General features: G+C 64.9%; 18 protein-coding genes, 1 tRNA gene and 1 pseudogene. 14 read left to right on the top strand and 6 right to left on the bottom strand.

Annotated elements, in window-relative coordinates:
• Window positions 1-57: 57 nt before the first annotated feature.
• Window positions 58-1745, bottom strand: a pseudogene (locus NLN62_RS17295) (MFS transporter).
• Between the two features lie 136 nt (window positions 1746-1881).
• Between NLN62_RS17295 and NLN62_RS17290 the strand changes: the two are divergent.
• The 7 genes from NLN62_RS17290 to NLN62_RS17260 all read left to right on the top strand — a co-directional run bounded on the left by NLN62_RS17290 (window position 1882) and on the right by NLN62_RS17260 (window position 9907).
• A complete protein-coding gene (locus NLN62_RS17290) occupies window positions 1882-3255 on the top strand; it encodes a hydrolase (protein WP_254109592.1) in 1374 nt (457 codons plus the stop codon).
• Window positions 3256-3291: 36 nt separating this feature from the next.
• The gene (locus NLN62_RS17285; RefSeq protein WP_254109590.1) at window positions 3292-4659 is read left to right on the top strand and encodes a cytochrome P450; all 1368 of its coding nucleotides are present in this window, start codon (window positions 3292-3294) and stop codon (window positions 4657-4659) included.
• A 47-nt stretch (window positions 4660-4706) separates the two neighbouring features.
• Window positions 4707-6116, top strand: coding sequence for an adenylate/guanylate cyclase domain-containing protein (locus tag NLN62_RS17280; protein ID WP_254109588.1), 1410 nt, complete (start codon window positions 4707-4709; stop codon window positions 6114-6116).
• Between the two features lie 318 nt (window positions 6117-6434).
• Window positions 6435-6923: a TerB family tellurite resistance protein gene (locus NLN62_RS17275; RefSeq protein ID WP_254109586.1), complete on the top strand. Its 489-nt coding sequence runs from the start codon at window positions 6435-6437 to the stop codon at window positions 6921-6923.
• 232 nt (window positions 6924-7155) lie between these two features.
• Complete coding sequence (locus NLN62_RS17270) at window positions 7156-7935, top strand: SDR family oxidoreductase (protein WP_254109584.1); 780 nt, start codon at window positions 7156-7158, stop codon at window positions 7933-7935.
• A 254-nt stretch (window positions 7936-8189) separates the two neighbouring features.
• Window positions 8190-8984, top strand: a complete 795-nt coding sequence (locus NLN62_RS17265) for a glutamine amidotransferase (RefSeq protein WP_254109582.1) — start codon at window positions 8190-8192, stop codon at window positions 8982-8984.
• A gap of 110 nt (window positions 8985-9094) precedes the next feature.
• Window positions 9095-9907 (top strand): enoyl-CoA hydratase, encoded by an 813-nt coding sequence (locus tag NLN62_RS17260; protein WP_254109580.1) that lies wholly within the window; start codon window positions 9095-9097, stop codon window positions 9905-9907.
• A 141-nt stretch (window positions 9908-10048) separates the two neighbouring features.
• Here the strand turns inward: NLN62_RS17260 and NLN62_RS17255 are convergent.
• Window positions 10049-10124: transfer RNA gene (locus tag NLN62_RS17255), tRNA-Ala, on the bottom strand.
• Between the two features lie 188 nt (window positions 10125-10312).
• Between NLN62_RS17255 and NLN62_RS17250 the strand changes: the two genes are divergently transcribed.
• Genes NLN62_RS17250 through NLN62_RS17240 form a run of 3 tightly spaced genes read left to right on the top strand, consistent with a single transcriptional unit; the run spans window position 10313 to window position 11858 of the window.
• Window positions 10313-10603 carry a YggT family protein gene (locus NLN62_RS17250; protein ID WP_027523450.1) on the top strand — a complete coding sequence of 97 codons (291 nt, stop codon included), beginning with the start codon at window positions 10313-10315 and terminating at the stop codon, window positions 10601-10603.
• 16 nt (window positions 10604-10619) lie between these two features.
• Window positions 10620-10970: a DUF167 domain-containing protein gene (locus tag NLN62_RS17245; RefSeq protein WP_254109579.1), complete on the top strand. Its 351-nt coding sequence runs from the start codon at window positions 10620-10622 to the stop codon at window positions 10968-10970.
• 3 nt (window positions 10971-10973) lie between these two features.
• The gene (locus NLN62_RS17240) at window positions 10974-11858 is read left to right on the top strand and encodes a bifunctional methylenetetrahydrofolate dehydrogenase/methenyltetrahydrofolate cyclohydrolase (protein ID WP_254109577.1); all 885 of its coding nucleotides are present in this window, start codon (window positions 10974-10976) and stop codon (window positions 11856-11858) included.
• Window positions 11859-12003: 145 nt separating this feature from the next.
• On the opposite strand, the gene NLN62_RS17235 is transcribed toward NLN62_RS17240, so the two are convergent.
• The 3 genes from NLN62_RS17235 to NLN62_RS17225 form a co-directional block, all read right to left on the bottom strand.
• Window positions 12004-13488 carry a M20 family peptidase gene (locus NLN62_RS17235; RefSeq protein WP_254113531.1) on the bottom strand — a complete coding sequence of 495 codons (1485 nt, stop codon included), beginning with the start codon at window positions 13486-13488 and terminating at the stop codon, window positions 12004-12006.
• Window positions 13489-13628: 140 nt separating this feature from the next.
• Window positions 13629-14162 (bottom strand): inorganic diphosphatase, encoded by a 534-nt coding sequence (gene ppa / locus NLN62_RS17230; protein WP_027523454.1) that lies wholly within the window; start codon window positions 14160-14162, stop codon window positions 13629-13631.
• Between the two features lie 178 nt (window positions 14163-14340).
• Window positions 14341-14850 carry a GNAT family N-acetyltransferase gene (locus tag NLN62_RS17225; protein ID WP_027523455.1) on the bottom strand — a complete coding sequence of 170 codons (510 nt, stop codon included), beginning with the start codon at window positions 14848-14850 and terminating at the stop codon, window positions 14341-14343.
• 267 nt (window positions 14851-15117) lie between these two features.
• Between NLN62_RS17225 and NLN62_RS17220 the strand changes: the two genes are divergently transcribed.
• The 4 genes from NLN62_RS17220 to NLN62_RS17205 are packed head-to-tail and all read left to right on the top strand — an operon-like array spanning window position 15118 to window position 18256.
• Window positions 15118-16005, top strand: a complete 888-nt coding sequence (locus NLN62_RS17220) for a S9 family peptidase (RefSeq protein WP_254109575.1) — start codon at window positions 15118-15120, stop codon at window positions 16003-16005.
• Window positions 16002-16469 (top strand): DUF2269 domain-containing protein, encoded by a 468-nt coding sequence (locus NLN62_RS17215; protein WP_254109573.1) that lies wholly within the window; start codon window positions 16002-16004, stop codon window positions 16467-16469. The genes NLN62_RS17220 and NLN62_RS17215 overlap by 4 nt, the downstream gene beginning before the upstream one ends.
• Window positions 16470-16477: 8 nt before the next feature.
• Complete coding sequence (locus NLN62_RS17210) at window positions 16478-17803, top strand: SDR family oxidoreductase (RefSeq protein WP_254109571.1); 1326 nt, start codon at window positions 16478-16480, stop codon at window positions 17801-17803.
• A 45-nt stretch (window positions 17804-17848) separates the two neighbouring features.
• Window positions 17849-18256 carry a thiol-disulfide oxidoreductase DCC family protein gene (locus NLN62_RS17205; RefSeq protein ID WP_027523459.1) on the top strand — a complete coding sequence of 136 codons (408 nt, stop codon included), beginning with the start codon at window positions 17849-17851 and terminating at the stop codon, window positions 18254-18256.
• Window positions 18257-18358: 102 nt separating this feature from the next.
• On the opposite strand, the gene NLN62_RS17200 is transcribed toward NLN62_RS17205, so the two are convergent.
• Window positions 18359-19606: an NAD(P)/FAD-dependent oxidoreductase gene (locus NLN62_RS17200; protein WP_254109569.1), complete on the bottom strand. Its 1248-nt coding sequence runs from the start codon at window positions 19604-19606 to the stop codon at window positions 18359-18361.
• Window positions 19607-19618: the final 12 nt, after the last annotated feature.

The raw sequence follows: 19618 nt of genomic DNA, 5'->3' as shown, positions 1-19618 counted from the left end.
TGACGGCGCGCGCCGGAATGACAGAAGTAAGATTCGGGCTACGGCTTCGGTGAAAAATTAAGTGCTGCTCCCCGCCGCGGTCGCGACGACCGGCAGCACCTCGCCGCTGCTGCGGTCCGGTGTCTCTTCCTTCCAGCGCACCGAGCCGAATGGGCGCTCGAGCATGCGGCGAATACGCACTGGCTCGGGTCCGATGTGGAAATCGATCGCCTGCTGATGCAGCGCGCGCTCGGACTGCGTCGAGCGGTTGCGCTGGCGCAGATAATCGAGCCAGGTCGGGCAGTGATAGCGTTCGGTCCACAATTCCGGATCGGCGATGTCGCGCGCGATCGACCAGCCATAGGCGCCGTTGCGCTGGCGACTGAGCTGCACGTCCTGCATCACATTGTGGAAGGCGCGCGCATTCTCCTGCGCCACGCGATATTCGATCTCGACCACCAGCGGCCCGCTGCGCCCGGTCAGCGACAGCCTCACCTCGGGATCGGCGAGCACCTCGGCGTCCTCGTTGCGTGCGCCGACTCGCGGCATTGCCAGCCACAGTCCGAGCAGCGGCGAGATCAGCATCAGGCGGCGGCAACCAGCAGCGCCGTCTCGACGCCGGCATAGTCGGTGAGATGGCCCCAGCCCCAGGCGCCGATCGCGATGCCGCCGGAGATCGAGGCCTGGAATGCGGCCAGCGAGCGGCCCGCGACCCAGCGCGGCGCCGAGAGCTGCACGCCGATGTTGAACAGCGCCACCGACGCCATCCACACCGCTCCCGCCAACACGAGAGCTGCCGCGGTCAGCACCGGCTCGCTGCTGAGCGCGATCGCGGCCATCGCAAAGGCCATCGAGATCGTGCAGGCGCGGATCGCCGATTCACCGCTCATGCGCTTGCGCAATTCGTGGATGTTGAGCGCGCCGACCACCGCGCCCATGCCGAAGGCGCCGAGCATGATGCCGTAGGTCTGCGCGCCGCCATGCAGGAGGTCGCGCGCGACCAATGGCATCAGCGCCATGATGGCGCCGCCGATCAGGCCCATCACCAGCGTGCGCGTCAGCACGATGTTGATCGGCGGTGAATTGGTGATGTAGCGCACGCCGGAGACCATGGCCCGGTTGAGCTTTTCGCGCGGCAGGCGCGATGGTTCGGTGCTGCGTCGCCACAGTAGCAGCACGACCAGCAGCGGCAGATAGAGGATGGCGTTGCAGGCAAAGGCCGCCACCGCGCCGGCCGCAGCGACGATGACGCCGCCGATCGCGGGGCCAAAGCTGCGCGCGATGTTGTAGCTGATGCCGTTCAATGCCACCGCCGATGGCAGCGAGTCCGGCGGCACCTGCTCGCTGACGGAGGACTGCCAGGCCGGGCCGAACAGCGCGTTGCCGCTGCCGACGATGAAGCAGAAGGCGAGCAGCGTTTCGGGGGTGATGAGCTTGAGCCCGGCCAGGATCGTGAGCGCGGATGCGCCGACCAGCGCGATCGAGAGCGAGATCAGGGTGACGATGCGGCGGTCATACATGTCGGCGATGGCGCCTGCCGGCATCGAGATCAGCATGATCGGCAGCATCAGCGCGGTCTGCACCAGCGCGACCTTGTCGGCCGATGCCGCCATCTGCGTCATCGCCCAGGCCGCGCCCACGCCCTGGATCAGGAGCCCGAGATTGGAGAGCAGGCTGGCGAGCCAGATGCGCCGGAATACGGTATACCGCAGGGGCGCGGCGATGCCGTCATTGGCAAATTTCTGGCGTTTCGGCTGCTCGGTCATATCCCCTTCCAAATGGCTTGCGAGAAATGGTTCGGCGATTCCTGCTGGGCCAAGTGATGCCTGCGAAAGTCCTTCGCTGTCCAGTGGTTAGACGGCTATAAGCGGTGCAACCGAGTGGTTTGCCGGGGGGAACGACATGAAACTATCGCGACGGACGATCTTGCAGGGCGCCAGCGCGCTGCCCTTCGCGGTTGCGAGCTTGCGGACGCCTGCATTGGGGCAAACCACGCCCGCAGTGCCAGCCGCTGCCGAGGTGCCGCCGATCCTGTTCGTGCACGGCAACGGCGCCTACGGCGCGCTCTGGATGACGACATTATGGCGGATGGAGTCCAATGGCGTTGCGCGCGAGCGCATGCTCGCGATCAATTTCACCGATCCCAATGCGCGGGACGCCGACAGCGTCGAACAGCCCAACCGCTCCTCGACCGAGGACCAGCGCCGGGAGCTCGCCGCCGCCATCGCCGGATTGAAGCGCCGCACGGGTGCGTCGCGCGTCGCGCTGGTTGGTAGCTCGCGCGGCGGCTACGCCATCCGCAACGTGATCAAGAACGGCGGCGCCGGCGATGTCAGCCACGCCGTATTGTGCGGCACGCCCAATCACGGTGTCTGGGCTAGCGATGATGTGCTCGGCAGCGAGTTCAACGGCCGTGGGCCGTTCCTGCGCGGCCTGAACGAGGGCGAGAGCGAGGTAACGCCGGGGCCGGCCTTCCTCACCCTGCGCAGCGACGGCATGGACAAATATGCGCAGGCCGACGGCCGCTTCATCGGCAAGCCCGGCGTGCCCACCAATGTCACTGCCGAGGGCCCGGAACTGAAAGGCGCCACCAATCTCGTGCTCGGCACGCTCGATCATCAGGAGGTGGCGTTTCATCCGCGCGCCTTCCGCGAGATCTACAAGTTCATCGCTGGCCGCGAGCCGGACCGCATCGCGATCACGCCCGAGAGCAGCGTCAAGTTGAGCGGGCTGGTGATGGGAACGCCCGGTGGCGTGCCGACCAATCGTCCCGTGGAGGGCGCCACCGTCGAGGTGTTTCGTGTCGATCCCGCCAGCGGCGAGCGCCAGGGCGGTGCGGTGCATGGCTCAAAGACCGCCGCCGATGGCCGCTGGGGGCCGGCGCAGGTTGACCCGACCTGGTCGCTCGAATTCGTCCTGACCTCGCCGACCGCGCCCACGACGCATATCTACCGCTCGCCCTTTCCGCGCTCGTCGGACGTGGTGCACCTGCGCGCCGCCCGCCCGCTCGGTCCGCCCGATGCCGGGGCCGGTGCAGTCCTGATTCTGTCACGGCCGCGCGGTTATTTCGGCCTGCCGCGCGACATCGTGCTGTTCGACGGCAAGGAGCCGGCGGACGTCAAGCCGGGCGTGCCAACGGATACGGCAGCAACCCTGCGGCTTCCGGCCACAGATGTCGGGCGTAACGTCGTGGCTGAGTTCAACGAAGAACGGATCGTGGCCCGGGCCTGGCCGGCCGCCGAGAACAGGATTGCGATTGCCGAGCTGACTTACTAGCTCTGTGGGTGCGGTGGATATGCGGGGAGAGAGCCCATGAATGTCGCCAAGGTGCGCCGGCCCATCATTCCGCCGACCCCGCCGCGTGCGCCGGAGGGCATGCCGTTCCTCCGCCGCGTTGCGGTGATCCGCAAGAACATGATCGCGACGTGGGCACAGCGCGCCTACGAGGAAGACGTCATCAAGGGCCGTTTCTTCCTGCACAACAGCTTCATCCTCAACCGGCCGGACTCGATCCGGCACATCCTGCTCACCAATTACGAGAACTATACGCGCACGCCGGCCGGCATCCGGATGCTGCGTCCGGTGCTCGGCGAGGGTCTGCTGATCGCGGAAGGACAGCCCTGGCGGCATCAGCGCCGAACGCTGGCGCCTGCGTTCACGCCGCACGCCACCGCCAACCTCGTTCCGCACATGACGGCGGTGCTCGACGAGACCATCGCGAAGCTCAAGACGAAGACCAGTGAGGTCCTCAACCTCCGCGAAATCATGCAGCGGATGACGCTCGAGATCGCCGGGCGGACGATGTTCTCGTTCGGCATGGACAAGCACGGCGCGACCTTGCGCAATTTCGTCATGGAGTACGGCCAGCGCCTGGGCCGGCCGTATTTCCTCGACATGCTGCTGCCGGTGTCCTGGCCGAGCCCGATGGATTTTGCGCGCGCGCGTTTCCGCAAGCGCTGGACCGCGTTCGTCGCGACGCTGATCGCCGAGCGGCGCGCCGCCGGCAAGAACGAGGGCGCGCCGCCGCGCGATCTCTTCGACCTCATGGACGAAGCGCGCGATCCCGAGACCGGCAAGGGCTTTTCGGATGCGCAACTCGTCGACGAGGTCGCGACCATGATCCTGGCGGGTCACGAGACGACCGCGACGGCACTGTCCTGGGCGCTCTATCTCCTGGCGCTCGATCCCGAAACCCAGGAGGAAGTCGCCTCCGAGACACGCGGCGAGCACCTTGACAACATAACCGATATCGACCGGCAGAAATTCACCCGCGCCGTGATCGAGGAGACCATGCGGCTCTATCCGCCGGCCTTCCTGATCGCGCGTGCGGCACTCGACAAGGACAACGCGGCGGGCGTCGAGATCGAAAAGGGCGATATCATCATGATCGCGCCGTGGCTTCTGCACCGGCACGAAAAGCTCTGGGACCAGCCCAACGCCTTCATTCCCAAGCGCTTCATGTCGGCGACCCCGCCCGACCGCTTCGCCTACCTGCCGTTCGGCGCCGGTCCGCGCGTCTGCATCGGCGCGCCTTTTGCGCAAGCCGAGTCGGTGCTGGCCCTGGCGCGGCTGATCGGAGAATTCCGTGTTGAGCTGGTCGACACCGGTCCCGTTATTCCCGTCGGCGTCGTCACGACGCAACCGGACCATCCTCCCATGTTCCGTATCACGCCACGGTGACGAGCCGGTCCTTGGGATCGCTGCGCCGACACACTAGATGAGGCGACATGAGCGACATTCAGGCGCAGTTTTCGGTTCTCAAGCAGACCGCCGAGCCCAAGGTAGTCGACCAGATTGAGCGGCTGATCGATCGCGGCGAGGATCACGAGCTCAACCGCATCAACGCCATCGATTTCTCCAGGCAGTATGGCTTCGACGAGGAGCGGGTCATCTCCGCGTTCCTGCATTCGGCGCGGCTCGGACTGTTTGACCTGAGCTGGAACGTCCTGTGTCCGGGGTGCGGCGGCGTGCTCGGCGCACACACGACGCTGAAGGCGCTGCGACCCGATGACTATCACTGCGCGCTCTGCGCCTGCGGCTACAAGGCGTCCGTCGACGAAGCGGTCGAGGTCTCGTTCACGGTCAGCCCGCGCGTGCGGCGCATCGCGGCACACGATCCCGACTTGCTTTCGGTGTGGGATTATTTCAAGCAGATGTTCTGGAGCTCGGGCGTCGACTTCAACAAGGAGTCGTTCGCGACCCTCGCCAATGAGGTAACGCTCGACACGCTCGAACTTCCGGCCGGTGAAAAGGCGACGATGTCGCTGCAGCTTCCGAACGATTTCATCATCGTGTTCGAGCCGGTGACGCATGCCGCGCATTTCATCGATGTCCAGGGCGAGCCGACCAAGGAGCGTCAGCAGCTCGCGATCATGTACAACAAGGTGCAGGCCCCGACGGGGACCACGACCTTGCGGCCCGGACCCCTGCGGCTGTCCCTGGACAACCAGGCCGGCGTGCGTGTGCTGCCGACCGTGTTCATCGCGGCCGAGGCGCTGCATCACCTGATCGGCAAGCGCAAACCGTTCCTCACCGCCAAGCGGATGCTGTCCAACCAGACTTTTCGCGATGTCTTCAAGGCGGATAATCTCAATATCGACCAGCGCCTGCAGATCACCTCGCTGACCTTCCTGTTCACCGACCTGAAGGGCTCGACCGCGCTCTATGAGCGCGTCGGGGATCTCGCCGCCTTCGACCTCGTGCGGGCGCATTTCCATGCGCTGCTCGAGATCATCGCCTCCGAAAAGGGCGCCGTGGTGAAGACGATCGGCGATGCCGTGATGGCGACGTTCGTCAAGCCGGAGGACGCGCTTGTCGCCGGCTTGCGCATGCGCTCCGCAATGGAGGAATTGAACAAGAAGCGCGGCTCCGCAGATCTCGTTCTCAAGATCGGCATTCATGAGGGGCCTTGTCTTGCGGTCATGCTCAACGAGCGGCAGGACTATTTCGGCCGCACCGTCAACATTGCCGCGCGCGTGCAGAGCGTGTCGATGGCCCAGGAAATCCACATCACCGGTCCCGTGCTGGACGCGCCGGCGGTCGCCAGGATCCTGGAGCAATGGTCGATCAAGCCGATCCAGAAACAGGCCGCGCTGCGCGGCATCGCCGACAAGATGGTGGTGTACGAGCTGCCGTGAGCGGTGGAGTATGGCCGCCACAATCTCCGTCATTGCGAGCGCTGTACTGTGCCCCCAACGTCGTCCTGGCGAAAGCCAGGACCCATACCCACCGGTCTTGGTTCGCGCGAAGACTAGTGGTTGGCGGTTTCGTACAAAAGGTCTCCCTGGGGTAATGGGTCCTGGCTTTCGCCAGGACGACTCGGAAAAGTTGCGCTACCAGATTGCCGAAACGTAATGCAGTGCGGGGCATAAGCGCGCATTGCGCGGTGCGAATTTCCCGCTCATATAAAGGGGAGAGGCCGCCGTTGCGGCGCCACCCATTTGCGGCAGGATTTCATGCTCGACGGACTGCGCCAATTCATTGCCGACATCGTCGCCCCCGAGGCGCAGGACCGCGCCTTCGGCGACAACGACTATCGCCTGGCGGCGACCGCGCTGCTGATCCATGTGATCTCGCTCGACGGTGAGCCGACGGAAGCCGAACGGCGCAAGCTGCACAGCCTGATCGAAAGCCATTTCTCGCTGGATCGCGGCACCGCGGACCGCCTGATCGCCTCCGCAACCCAGGTCGAGGGCGAGGCAGTCGATCTCTATCACTTTACCAGCGTCATCATGCGCTCGCTCAATGAAGAGGGCCGCAAGCGCATCGTCGAGATGATGTGGGAGGTCGTCTATGCCGATGGCCAGGTGACCGAGTTCGAGGACAACGTCGTCTGGCGTGCATCCGATCTGCTCGGCGTGTCACAGCGCGACAGGATCGACCTCAAGCATCTCATCGCGAGCCGCGGCACCGGTCAAATCAAGGACGGCGTCGCCGGCGCTTGATCGCATTGGCGGGACGAAGTCGCGATCACATGACGAAACTTTAATGTATCGGCTGATCACGGCTTAGCCGAATACCGCCGCAAATCTGCGGTTTTTTCTGCATCCTCCATCCTCGACGCTGGTTGCGAGGCTGACGGGCGGCTTGCATCGCGCACGCGGCCTATGCTCTCGTCTTAGGCCTCGTCTTGGGGTTGTCGCCCCAATTTCGCTTTGCATTGAAGAGACGTCGATCGTGACTGAGCGTGTGACGCTGATTACCGGTGCCTCGGCGGGCATAGGCACAGAGCTGGCGCGCGTGTTTGCCGCGAACGGTCACCGCCTGGCATTGACGGCACGTCGCGCCGATCGGCTCGATGCATTGGCCAGCGAGATCGCAGCCAAGGGCGGCAAGACGCCGATCGTGATCGCCTGCGATCTGGAAGAGCCTGGCGCGGGCGAGAAGATCGCGGCGGCACTGGCCGCTGCCGACGTCGAGCTCGACCATCTCGTCAACAATGCCGGCTTCGGGGTGTTCGGTGACGCGATCGAGTGCGATCGTGCCGCGCAGCTCGGCATCATCGACGTCAACATCCGCGCGCTGACCGAGCTGTCGCTGCGTTTCGCGGATCAACTCGTCAAGAACAAGGGCGGCATTCTCAACGTCGGCTCGGTCGCGGGCTTCCTGCCCGGCCCGGGCATGGCCGTCTATTATGCCTCCAAGGCCTACGTCATCTCCTTCACCGAGGCGCTGCGCGGCGAGCTCGGACCGCGCGGCGTCCGCGTCACCGTACTTTGTCCGGGTCCTGTGGCGACCGAATTTCAGGCCCGCGCCGGCTTTGCCCCGGGTATCGATTCCGCCGTGCTCGACGTCTCTGCCACTGATGTTGCGCGCGCCGCCTATCGCGGGCTGATGGCCAATAAACGGGCGGTGTTGCCTGGTCTCGGCATCAAGATCGTGCCGTTCCTGCTGCGCTTCTTCCCGCGCGGCTTCATTTTGGCCGCCGTCGGCCGGTTCCAGAGGCGCCGGCGCTAAAGCATGATCCGGACCCGAAGGGCCGCGTTAGCGCAAAGTGCGAAGCGGTTTTCCGAAAAGATCATGCGCAAACAATTACCTAAAGCGCGATGACGGTTCATCCTGATCTCATCGCGCTTTAGCCGCGGCGAGAACCGATTTTGGCCCGGCGCTTGCTTTGTCTCCTTCAGTTCAGTGTGTGCGCGAACTCACATGAAATTAACGATCGCTTAGTTATGCTGGTGGTCTGAACCGATAGCTTTCGAAAAGGGCAAATGTCGTTCCGGACGGACAGGCTTGGTGGCGCGGAGGTGGTCCCCTTCAGGAGAAGGGAGCCAGACGCCGCCGACCGCAAGCCGCCGCTGCCCGTTCTGATCGTCCTGCATCAGGAATCCTCGACACCCGGCCGGGTCGGCAACGCCTTGCGCGCGCTCGGCCATCGCCTCGACATCTGCCGGCCGCGCTTCGGCGATCCCTTGCCACAGACGCTCGAGCATCACGCCGGTGCCGTGTTTTTCGGCGGCCCGATGAGCGCCAATGATTGCGACGAGTACATCCGCCGCGAGATCGACTGGATCGAAATTCCGCTCCGCGAGCAGCGTCCGTTTCTGGGCATCTGCCTTGGCGCGCAGATGCTCGCCATGCAGCTCGGCGCCCGCGTCGCGCCGCACCCCGACGCGCTCACCCAGATCGGCTACTATCCGATCCGTCCGACAGCGGCGGGTCACGCGCTGTGCCCGGACTGGCCGGGAAAGGTCTATCACTGGCACCGCGAAGGCTTTGAGCTGCCTGCAGGCGCGGAGCTGCTCGCCGAGGGTGACGATTTTCCGGTGCAGGCCTTCTGCGCCGGCAATGCCTTCGGCTTCCAGTTTCATCCCGACGTGACCTACGCAATGATGCATCGCTGGACCACGCGCGGCTATGACGGCCTGAGTGCGCCCGGCGCATGCGCCCGCCACCATCATTTCGCGGACCGCGCGGTCTACGACGTTGCCGAGCGCGCCTGGCTGAAGAATTTCGTCGACGGCTGGCTCGCTCGCAGGCCGGTCATGGCGCAGGCCGCCGAGTGATCGCGGCGGCGCGTTCCGTCTTCCGCTTGCCTCTTTCCCGGATGTGCTAGGCTCGCGCTCAACGCGCGCTTGAAGGCGCGCGACCAAGCAAGAACAAGGGAGAGCGCGCCGTGAGCTACGAGCATATTCTCTATGAGGTCAGCGACAGGATCGCGACCGTCACGCTCAACCGTCCCGATCGCATGAATGCATGGACGCCGATCATGGAGCGCGACGTCCGCCATGCCATGGAAGCCGCCGCAGCCGACGACGATGTCCGCGTCATCGTGCTGACGGGGGCAGGGCGCGCGTTCTGTGCCGGCGCGGACATGGATGCGCTGAAAGGGCTCGATCCCAACGATATCAGGCGTGCCTCGAACCTGCCGCCCTTCGACATGAACCGCCGGCCCGATTGGCAGACGCGCTACGGCTATTATCCGTCGATCGGGAAGCCGGTCATTGCGATGCTCAACGGTGCGACCGCCGGCATTGGCCTCGTTCATGCGCTCTATTGCGACCTGCGCTTTGCGGCGGACAACACGGTGTTCACCACGGCCTTCGCGCGGCGCGGACTGATTGCCGAACATGGGATCTCGTGGATGCTGCCGCGCATCGTCGGCCACGCCAACGCGCTGGATCTTTTGCTCTCGGCGCGACGGGTGGGAAGCGAGGAGGCGCTGCGGATCGGGCTGGTGAACCGGCTCTGCCCGCCGGAGAAGCTGCGCGAGGAGACCTACGCCTATGCGCGCGATCTCGCCGATTTCGTCTCCCCGAGCGCCATGGCCGTGATCAAGCGGCAGCTCTACGAGGTGCCGTTCCAGACCCTGGCCGAGGCCACGATCGAGGCCAACCGGGAAATGCTGGTGGCGCTCAACGGCAGCGATTTCAGGGAAGGCGTCGCGAGTTTTGTGGAGAAACGCCCGCCGCGGTCTACGGGGAGGTAGGTACGAAAAACAGTCCGTCTTCGCCCTTTGGGCTTCGCCGGACACCACGCTTCACCCTTCGGGCTGCCTGCGTGGCTCCACCACGCTTCACCCTTCGGGCTCTTGCATGGCTGCGCCACGCGTAGCCCGAAGGGCGAAGCGTGGTGGAGCCAGGCGGGATCGAACCGCCGACCTCGTCATTGCGAACGACGCGCTCTCCCAGCTGAGCTATGGCCCCGTCGCGGGCCGCTCTGGTAAACGCGGCCGACAACCGGGCGCCATTTAAGTCCCCGCCAAGGTCAAGTCAAGGACGGGCGTAGCCCGGTTTTAGCCCTGTGGGTGCCGGGACTTCCCTTGTTTGGACGGGGGGGAACCGATATCTAGCAAAGGGCGTCAATCCCCACCGGAACCAGAGTTTTCCCAGCCATGCGTGCCGTTCTCGACATCGTCATCATCGTGCTCGACCTCTACGTCTGGCTGCTGATCGCCTCCGCGATCCTGTCCTGGCTGATCGCCTTCAACGTGGTGAACACCCGCAACCAGTTCGTCTCGGCGGTGGCAGAGTTCCTGTTCCGCATCACCGAGCCGGTGCTGGCACCGATTCGCAATTTCCTGCCCAATCTCGGCGGCATCGACATCTCGCCGATCATCCTGATCCTGATCATCATGTTCATCGAGCGGGTGATCATGTACTACGTCTACCCAAACGTGATTTAGGCGAAGCAGGCGGGCCTTGGCCTCGACAAAGCCCTCTACAGAACCTTGGCGCTATTCCACCTCGGGTATCAGTATCGCGCTGCGGGTGACGCCGCGCGGCGGCCGCGACGACATCGACGGTGTCGAGGCGCTCTCCGACGGCCGCAGCGTGCTCAAGGTGCGGGTGCGCGCGATTGCCGATGGCGGCGAAGCCAATCGTGCGGTGTTGCAATTGATTGCGAAATCGCTCGGCGTGCCGAAGGCGAGCGTGCGGCTGCTCTCGGGGGCCACCTCGCGGTTGAAGCAGATTGCGGTCGATGGCGACCCGGCGCGCCTTGGTGAGGCGCTGCGCCGGCTCGCCGCGGCCAAATCGACGGACAAGGACTAGGACATGACGGCCCAGATCATCGATGGAAAAGTCATCGCCGCGGAGCTCCGCGCCCGCGTCGCGGACGAGGTTGCCCGCGTCAAGCGCGAGCACAATCTGGTGCCGGGCTTAGCCGTCGTGCTGGTCGGCAACAATCCCGCCAGCGAAGTCTATGTCCGCTCCAAGCGCACCCAGACGCAAGCGGCCGGCATGGCCTCGTTCGAGCACAAGCTGCCGGCCGACGTCTCGCAAGGAGATTTGCTTGCGGTGGTCGCAAAACTCAATCGCGATCCCGCCGTGCATGGCATCCTGGTGCAGCTTCCGCTGCCGAAGGGCTTCAACACCGAAGCCGTGATCAACGCCATTGATCCCGCCAAGGACGTCGATGGCCTGCATCCGAATAATGCCGGCCGGCTCGCCGGCGGTTTGGAGGCGCTGTCACCCTGCACGCCGCTCGGCTGCATCATCCTGACCAAGAGCGTGCACGCCTCGCTCGAGGGTATGAACGCCATCGTCCTCGGCCGCTCCAATCTCGTCGGCCGTCCCCTGGTGCAGTTGCTGCTGAACGAGAACGCCACGGTGACCGTCGCGCATTCGCGATCGCGCGATCTGCCTGGTCTCGTCAGGCGTGCCGACCTCGTCTATGCCGCGGTCGGCAAGGCGGAAATGGTGCGCGGCGACTGGCTGAAGCCGGGCGCGACCGTGATCGATGTCGGCATCACTCGCATCCCGAAAGAAGACGGCAAGACGCGTCTCGTCGGAGACGTCGCCTATCAGGAGGCGCTTGGCGTCGCCGGTGCAATCACGCCGGTGCCGGGCGGCGTCGGCCAGATGACGGTGGCGTGCCTGCTGGTGAATACGCTGCGTGCGGCTTGCGCAATCGCCGGCCTGCCGAAGCCGGCGGTGTAGTTACCTCGCCCCGCTTGCGGGTGAGGGGGACTTTCCGCGAGTCCATTTCTCACGGCGATCGCGCACGCAGCCCCTCACCCCAACCCTCTCCCCGCGAAGAGCGGGGCGAGGGGCGCACCTCGCTGCGGCGCCACTCGCCCTGAGCTTAAGACCCAGCCGTATTCTCGATCAGCCGCCGATAGAAACGGATCATGTCGGCATAGCCCTCGATGCTGAGGCGCTCATTGGTGCCGTGAAACCGTTTCAAGTCCTCGCTGTTGGCACGCACCGGTGAGAAGCGGAAGATGTTGTCGGCGATGCCTGCGTAGTGGCGTGAATCGGTCGCCGCGACCATCAGGCCGGGCGCGACGACGACGTCGGGGAAGACCTCGCGGATCGTGCGGTTCAGCGCCGCATAGGATTTGCTCGCAGTCCCCGTCACCGGCGGCGGGTCGGTGTTGCCGGGAAACGGCGCGATCGAAATCTTGTCATTATCGATCGTGGTGCGGACGTGATCGGTGACGCTGGCTTGCGTGTCGCCGGGCAGCAGGCGGAAATTGACGGTGGCTTCCGCATTCCCGGGCAGCACATTGTCCTTGTCGCCGGCATTGAAGATGGTGAGCGCAGTGGTGGTGCGGACCATCGCCTCGCTCGGGCCGTTCTTCTCGAACTCGCGCAGCAGCAGCGGCCGGAACAGCCAGAGGTTCGACAGCGCGACGCGGCTGAAGCCGCTCATCTCCGGCGCCAGCATGTCGAACATCTCGGCGACCGCGCCGCGGATATGCATCGGCAGCCGGTGATCCTCCAGCCGCGCCAGCGCCGCGCTCATCATGCCGATCGCGGTCTCGCGCGGCGGCATCGAGGAATGGCCGGGCGTCGCATGCGCGGTCAGCACCAGCGTCGCGTAGCCCTTTTCTGCGAGCCCGATCAGCGCGGCCGGCTTGTGTAGTCCCTTCATCATGCCCTCGGCGATCAAGAGGCCCTCGTCGAGCACGAAGTCGAGATGTACGCCGCGTGCTTTGAGCGTGGCCGCGATCACCTTGGCGCCGCGTGTGCCAGCGACCTCCTCGTCATGGCCGAAGGCGAAGTAGATCGTCCGCTTTGGTCGGAAGCCGTCCTTCGCCATCTGCTCGGCCGCCTCCAGCATGGAATAGAGGTTGCCCTTGTCGTCCCAGGAGCCGCGGCCCCAGATGAAGCCGTCGGCGACGACACCGTCGAACGGCTTTTGCTGCCAGTCCTTCTCGGTGCCCGGCGCGATCGGCACCACGTCCTGATGCGCGAGCAGCGCGATCGGCTGGGCCTTGGGATCAGAACCTTCCCAGGTGTAGAGCAGGCTGTGGCCGCCGATCACCTCGCGCGTGGCTGCGGCATTGAACGCCGGAAAGCTTTGCGAGATATGCGTCTCGAGCCCGTGTAGAGCGTTGGCGTCCTGCTCGGGATTGAGGAAGTTCGAGATGGTCTGAAAGCGGATCGCTTCCGACAGCCGTTTTGCCGCGCCTTCGGTGTCGACCGTCGCGCGCGGGATCGCTGCGACCTGCACTTGCCGCGATGCCCGCGTGAGGACGTTGAACAGCAAGACGCCGGCGAGCACGAGCACGCCGGCGACGATCAGCAGAACGACGTTGCGGATGATCCTGAGAAGACGGCGCATAGCCATTCCGAACGAAGCTCATGCCCCGGACGCAGCGCAGCACGCCAGTGATGCGCTGCCGAGCCGGGGCCCAGCGGCGCCATGGGTCCCGGCTCAGCGGCGCGTCATTTCATGCCGCGCCGCGTCCGGGACACGGAAGCTTACTTGTTCTTCTTCGCGCGCTCGATGCCTTCGAGGATCAGCTTGTGCGCTTCCTCGGGGCCGCCCCAGCGCAGAATCTTCACCCATTTGCCCTTCTCGAGATCCTTGTAATGCTCGAAGAAGTGCTGGATCTGCTGCAGCGTGATGTCGGGCAGGTCGCTATAGGCTTTGATCTTGTCGTAGCGCTGCGTGAGCTTCGAAGACGGCACCGCCAAAATCTTCTCGTCGCCGCCGGCCTCGTCCTCCATGAACAGCACGCCGACCGGGCGCACGCTCATGACGGCGCCGGGGATGATGGCGCGGGTGTTGACGATCAAGACGTCGCAGGGGTCGCCATCGTCAGAGAGCGTGTGGGGGATGAAACCGTAATTGCCGGGGTAGCGCATCGGCGTATAGAGGAAGCGGTCGACCACCAGCGTGCCGGCTTCCTTGTCCATCTCGTACTTGATCGGCTCGCCGCCAACCGGCACTTCGATGATGACGTTGACTTCGTTTGGCGCTTTGGTCCCGATCGAGACCGCATCGATACGCATAAAAAGCTCCGTGTTTGCCGAAAGGGGATCTCGCCCGGCAGCGATTTCGCGCTGTCATACGCGGGCTTGGCCCGCCGATCCATCGACTTTTCGCGAAATAATGAACACCGGTTCTTACCGGCTCAAATGGGCAAACGGTATCGGCGGAAGGAAGTACTGCCAGCCAAATGACAGCGGATCAATTGGTCCAGGCGAAAGCGACCTTGTCGAGCGATTTGGGCCCGAACCGCTCCGAGGAGCGCGCCACCATGCGGCCGCCCAGCGCCCGGTAAAATTCCGTAGCCGGATCGTTGTCGGACAGCGCCCAGACCACCATGCTCTTCAAATTGCTCTGCATCAGGTCGCGGCGGGCGGCGGTAAACAGGCGCCGGCCGAAGCCCAGCCCCTGGAATTCCGGACGCAGGTAAAGCTCGTAGATTTCGCCGTCGAAATGCAGGCTGCGGGCGCGGTTGCGGCCGTAATTCGCGTAGCCGGCGATCTTGTCGCCGAACACCAGCACGCTGACGCGGCTGCCCTTGCGGATCGCGCTGTCCCACCATTGCGGGCCGCGGCGATTGATCAGCTTTTCCAGTTCGGCGCCGGGAATGATGCCCTGATAGGCCGAGCGCCAAGCTTCGTCATGGGTAGACGCCACCGCGGCTGCGTCAGCAGCTTTGGCCGGCCGGACCTCGATCAGGGTTGTGCTCATGGGCGCGATCAAACCAAGTCGCCGGGCCGGCGGCAAGAGCCATCGTTAATTATCGGTTAACCTGTGGACTTTCTGCATCAGTTTCCGAGCCGTGTTGTACCGAAAGAGGACAGGGCGCCGCTTTGGACGGCAGCGAGATGCCCTGCGCCGGTGCAAAACCAGCCGTTTCGCGAAGGACTGCATGGCGGCAACGCGAGAAAAGTCCGCCCATGATGATTCGTTCCAGCTAGTCTGGCCTTTGTCGTTCGAATTCTGCTGCCGGCAGTCATGCGGTTCTCTGCGCTCATCGTTGCCCTGCTCATTCTCGCCACGCCCGCGCGTGCGCAGAGCGCGTTGGGGGCATCGGGTGCCGAAGGCGAGCCGTTTCGCCGGCAAGAGTGGCGCGTGCCCTCGTCGGATGCTGCAACGCCGGCACATGCCCTGCTCTTCCGTCCCCCGGGCGACGGCCCGTTCCGCCTCGCGTTGATCGCACATGCCTCCACGCAAAACGTGCTGCGTCGTGCGCAAATGCCGCAACCGGAGTACCGCGCGCTCGCCGCGTTTCTGGTTGCGCGCGGCTTTGCCGTGCTGGTGCCGGAAAGGCTTGGCCATGGCGCAACCGGCGGCCGTTATGTCGAGGACCAGGGCGGCTGCGACGAGGCGAACTACGCGCGCTCGGGCCGCGCCACCGCCGAGGAAATCGCACGCGCGCTGGAATTCTTGCGAGAGCAGGATTTCGTCCGCAAGGACGGCGCCGTCGTGCTCGGTCATTCCGCGGGCGGCTGGGGCACGCTCGCGCTTGCCAATGCCGACCCCAAGACGGTTGGCGCCATCATCGCCTTTGCACCCGGGCGCGGCGGCCATGCCAACGACTTCCCCAACCAGGTCTGCGCGCCGCATACGCTCACCTCGGCGGCAGGCGAGTTCGGCAAGGCGGCGCGCGTGCCGATCACCTGGGTGGTGGCGGCCAACGACAGCTATTTCGCGCCGGCATTTTCGCGGCAATTGGCCGATGCGTTTCGCAGCAGTGGTGGGAAGGTCGATTTTCGCGCGCTGCCAGCCGTGGGCAGCGAGGGCCACTGGATGATCGAGACCGAAGCCGGCGTCAAAGCCACCAGCGCTGAACTCGAGCGCGCGCTGAAATCACCAAAGCCGCTGGTGGCCAAGAAGCCATGACGCTGTATTTCCTGGTCAAATATCTGCATGTGCTCGGTGCCATCGTCATTCTCGGCACCGGCAGCGGCATCGCCTTCTTCATGCTGATGGCGCATCGCAGCCGGGACGCCGAGTTCATCGCGCGCACGGCCGCGGTCGTGGTGATCGCGGACGCCCTGTTCACGCTCTCGGCGGTCATCCTCCAGCCGGTTACGGGCGGACTATTGATGATGCTCTCGGCGACGTCGATCGCGGAGCGCTGGCTCTTGGCGTCACTGGCGCTCTACGCGGTCGCCGGGCTGTTCTGGGTGCCTGTGGTGTTCATGCAGATCGAGATGCGCGATCTCGCGCGCAAGGCGGCCGAGCAGCGCGCGGCCCTGCCGCCGCGCTATTTCGTGCTGTTCCGCCGCTGGTTCGCCTTCGGCTTCCCGGGTTTTGGCGCAACGATGCTGATCCTCTGGCTGATGATCGCAAAGCCGTTCTGAGTAATATGATGAGTGAAGTGGTGCGCAACATCCTCCTGTTGGGAGCCTCCGGCCTGATCGGCCGCTTCGTCACCGACGATCTCCGCGCCCGCGGCTTTCGCATCATCGGCGTGGCGCGACAGCTGTCGCCGGCGCAGAGGATGAGCGCGCTCGATATCGAGCTGCCGATCATGACGCTCGACGCGGCGGCGCTGACGTGCCTTCTGAACGAGCATGCGGTCGATGTGGTCGTGAATTGCGTGGGCGTCCTCCAGGACGCTCCCGGCAGCGACACCAACGCTGTTCATCGCGACTTCGTCGTGCGCCTATTGCAGGCAATTGGCGCGAGCGGCCGCGCGATCCGGCTGGTGCACATCTCGATCCCCGGCGCGGCCAACGAGGATCGTACCTCCTTTGCCACGACCAAGCGCGAGGCCGAGCGCCTGGTCGCCTCTTCCGGCATTCCCCACGTGATCCTGCGCCCGGGCTTCGTGGTCGCGCCGTCCGCCTATGGCGGCAGCGCCATGCTGCGCGCGCTCGCGGCCTCTCCGCTCGACCTGCCGGCCAAGGAGATGGCGACGCCGTTCCAGCCCGTCGCTATCAGCGACATTGCCGCCACGATCGCCTGGCTCGCGGCGCGCGACATCGACGATCCCGCCGTGAAAGCCGTGAGCTGGGACCTGATGCAGGCCGAGCCGGTCACGATGGCTGGCGTCATCAAGCAGTTTCGCCTTGCGTTCGGCACGGCCGGCTGGCCGCATCTCGCGATGCCGGCATTCCTGCTCGATTGCAGCGCGTGGGCAGGCGATCTCGCCAGCCGGCTCGGCTGGATGCCGCCGGTGCGCTCCACCGCGATCGCCGAACTGCGCCGCGGCGTGACGGGCGATCCCCAGCACTGGGTCGCGGCCACAGGCATTGTGCCGACGACACTGGCCGAGGCGATCGGGCGTCATCCCGCCACCATTCAGGACAAATGGTTTGCGCGGCTATACCTGGTCAAGGCGTTTGTGTTCGCGAGCCTGGTGGCGTTCTGGGTCGTCTCCGGTTTCATCGCCCTGATCGTCTCCTACCGCGCCGCCGCTGGCATCCTGAGCGCGCACGGCTTCCCATCCGCGCTGGTCGATCCCATCACCATCGGCACCAGCCTCATGGACATGTCGATCGGCGTGCTCATCGCCTTCCGCCGCACCGCGGGCGTCGGGCTCGTCGCGGGCATCGTTGCCTCGCTCGGCTATATGGTCGGCGCCGCGATCCTGACGCCCGACCTCTGGATCGAGCCGCTTGGCGCGCTGGTGAAGACGGGCCCGGCGATTGTGCTGATGCTGGTCGCTCTGCTGATGCTGGATAGCCGATAGCGTTTTCGGTTCGCGTGAAGAAGACGCGTCAATAAAGAGACTCTGATGAGTAAATGGCCTGACGACGACGTGATCCTGTTCGACGGCGTCTGCATCTTCTGCTCACGCTGGATCCGCTTCGTCGCGACGCGCGACACGGCGCGCCGATTCCGTTTCACGCCGATCCAGTCGGAGTACGGAACGAAGCTCGCACAGACCTTCGGCATCGATCCCGATGATCCCGACACCAACGCCGTCGTTCACGGCGGCGAAGTATTCATGAAATCGGACGCCGCGCTGACCGTGCTGTCGCAACTCCCCGGCTGGAGCTGGGTGCGCGCGCTGTTCGCCGTGCCAAAACCGCTGCGGAACGCGGTCTACAATCTCGTCGCACGCAACCGCTATCGCATTTTCGGCAAGTATGATGCGTGCTTCGTGCCGGACGCGGACTTGCGGGCGAGGGTGATCGAGTAGTAGCCCCCGTCATTGCGAGGAGCGAAGCGACGAAGCAATCCAGAATCTTTCCGCGGGGGATTCTGGATTGCTTCGCTCCGCTCGCAATGACGGAGTTTGTTGCTACGCCTTTGCCATCGTTGCCAGCACTTCATTCGCCGCCCGCTCTCCGCTGTCCCGCGCTCCATGCGCCGTCGAGAAAAAGTTCGGCGACGTCGCCTCGCCCGCAAAGAACAGCCGCCCATCGACGGGAGCCGCCAGCACGGCGCGGTCGCCGGCATGACCCGGGAGCGCGTGGGAATAGGCGCCGCGGGCGAAGGGATCGTGGGCCCATCGGGACTCACGCAGCGGCTTCAGCATGCGCCTGATGTCGTTGCCGAGGTAACCCGCGATCTCGTCGATGCTTTGGGCTGCGAAGGCGCCGTCGCCGGCGTCCTCCAATTCGCGTGCAAAGCGGCCGCCGAAAAAACCGTCGATGCAGGGCTGACCAAACGGGCGGATGTGATAGGTGCCCATGGCGGTGCGCATGGTGGCGCCGCGCAAATTGCCTTCTTTTGGAAAGGCTTCCGCGTTCTCCAGCGCCAGCGTCACCTTGTCATCGACGCCGAGCGGTAGGCCGCGCGCGGCGTCGACCTTGGCCGGGAGCTGCGGCGAGAACCGGATCGCTTCATCTGCAATCAGGCTGGTCGGTACCGTGACGATCACCTTTTCCGCGGTGAGCGTGCCGAGCGACGTGTCGAGCCGGATGCGTTTGCCGGAGTGATCGATCAGCGTGACGTTGCAGTTCAGTGCCACTGGACATGACGCACCGTAGGCCGCGACCAGCGCGCCAAATCCGGCCCGTACGCGCCAATTGAAGTAGGTGTCCTCGTAGGCGTCCATGTCCAGAATCGAGACGCGGTCGAGCTCGCAGCCGTTCACATAGGTCGAGACTGCATTGATCATCGGGTTCCAGCGATTGCCGGGTTCGAGATAGCGTTCGGCTGGCGCATCCTCGCGGTCTTGCGCAGCTTCGGACACACGCTCGTAGAATTCGTCGATCGCGCGTCCGAAGTCCTCGCGCTCGCTGTCCGGAAACACCTCGCCAAAGGCGCGATCGCGCCAGGGTGGAAGATCCCTGTTGACCTCGAAATTCAGGCGTTCGGCGATTCCTACGAAGGAGTTCTTGTCTGCCGAATGTAGCCAGCCGCAGCCGACATCGAAGATCACTTCAGGCGAGGCCTGCACGGTCCAGGCGCGGCCGCCGAGCCGGTCGCGCGCTTCCAGTACGATGATGGAGAGGCCGGAATCCTTCAGCGCGTGGGCTGCGCCGAGACCAGCGGCGCCCGCGCCGATGATTGCGACGTCGACGGAGGAGGGGAGGGAGATCATGGCTGGGCTCTA

Origin of the sequence: Bradyrhizobium sp. CCGUVB23 (genome assembly GCF_024199885.1) — a bacterium.
In the GTDB taxonomy this organism is placed as follows: Bacteria; Pseudomonadota; Alphaproteobacteria; order Rhizobiales; family Xanthobacteraceae; genus Bradyrhizobium.
This window is presented reverse-complemented; position numbering and strand designations above follow the sequence as displayed.

Bases quoted from the DNA above. Each gene is read 5' to 3' on its own strand.
- NLN62_RS17290 (WP_254109592.1), top strand. From the start codon at position 1,882: ATGAAACTATCGCGACGGACGATCTTGCAGGGCGCCAGCGCGCTGCCC.
- NLN62_RS17285 (WP_254109590.1), top strand. From the start codon at position 3,292: ATGAATGTCGCCAAGGTGCGCCGGCCCATCATTCCGCCGACCCCGCCG.
- NLN62_RS17280 (WP_254109588.1), top strand. From the start codon at position 4,707: ATGAGCGACATTCAGGCGCAGTTTTCGGTTCTCAAGCAGACCGCCGAG.
- NLN62_RS17275 (WP_254109586.1), top strand. From the start codon at position 6,435: ATGCTCGACGGACTGCGCCAATTCATTGCCGACATCGTCGCCCCCGAG.
- NLN62_RS17265 (WP_254109582.1), top strand. From the start codon at position 8,190: ATGTCGTTCCGGACGGACAGGCTTGGTGGCGCGGAGGTGGTCCCCTTC.
- NLN62_RS17250 (WP_027523450.1), top strand. From the start codon at position 10,313: ATGCGTGCCGTTCTCGACATCGTCATCATCGTGCTCGACCTCTACGTC.
- NLN62_RS17240 (WP_254109577.1), top strand. From the start codon at position 10,974: ATGACGGCCCAGATCATCGATGGAAAAGTCATCGCCGCGGAGCTCCGC.
- NLN62_RS17235 (WP_254113531.1), bottom strand. From the start codon at position 13,488: ATGCGCCGTCTTCTCAGGATCATCCGCAACGTCGTTCTGCTGATCGTC.
- ppa (WP_027523454.1), bottom strand. From the start codon at position 14,162: ATGCGTATCGATGCGGTCTCGATCGGGACCAAAGCGCCAAACGAAGTC.
- NLN62_RS17225 (WP_027523455.1), bottom strand. From the start codon at position 14,850: ATGAGCACAACCCTGATCGAGGTCCGGCCGGCCAAAGCTGCTGACGCA.
- NLN62_RS17220 (WP_254109575.1), top strand. From the start codon at position 15,118: ATGCGGTTCTCTGCGCTCATCGTTGCCCTGCTCATTCTCGCCACGCCC.
- NLN62_RS17215 (WP_254109573.1), top strand. From the start codon at position 16,002: ATGACGCTGTATTTCCTGGTCAAATATCTGCATGTGCTCGGTGCCATC.
- NLN62_RS17210 (WP_254109571.1), top strand. From the start codon at position 16,478: ATGAGTGAAGTGGTGCGCAACATCCTCCTGTTGGGAGCCTCCGGCCTG.
- NLN62_RS17205 (WP_027523459.1), top strand. From the start codon at position 17,849: ATGAGTAAATGGCCTGACGACGACGTGATCCTGTTCGACGGCGTCTGC.
- NLN62_RS17200 (WP_254109569.1), bottom strand. From the start codon at position 19,606: ATGATCTCCCTCCCCTCCTCCGTCGACGTCGCAATCATCGGCGCGGGC.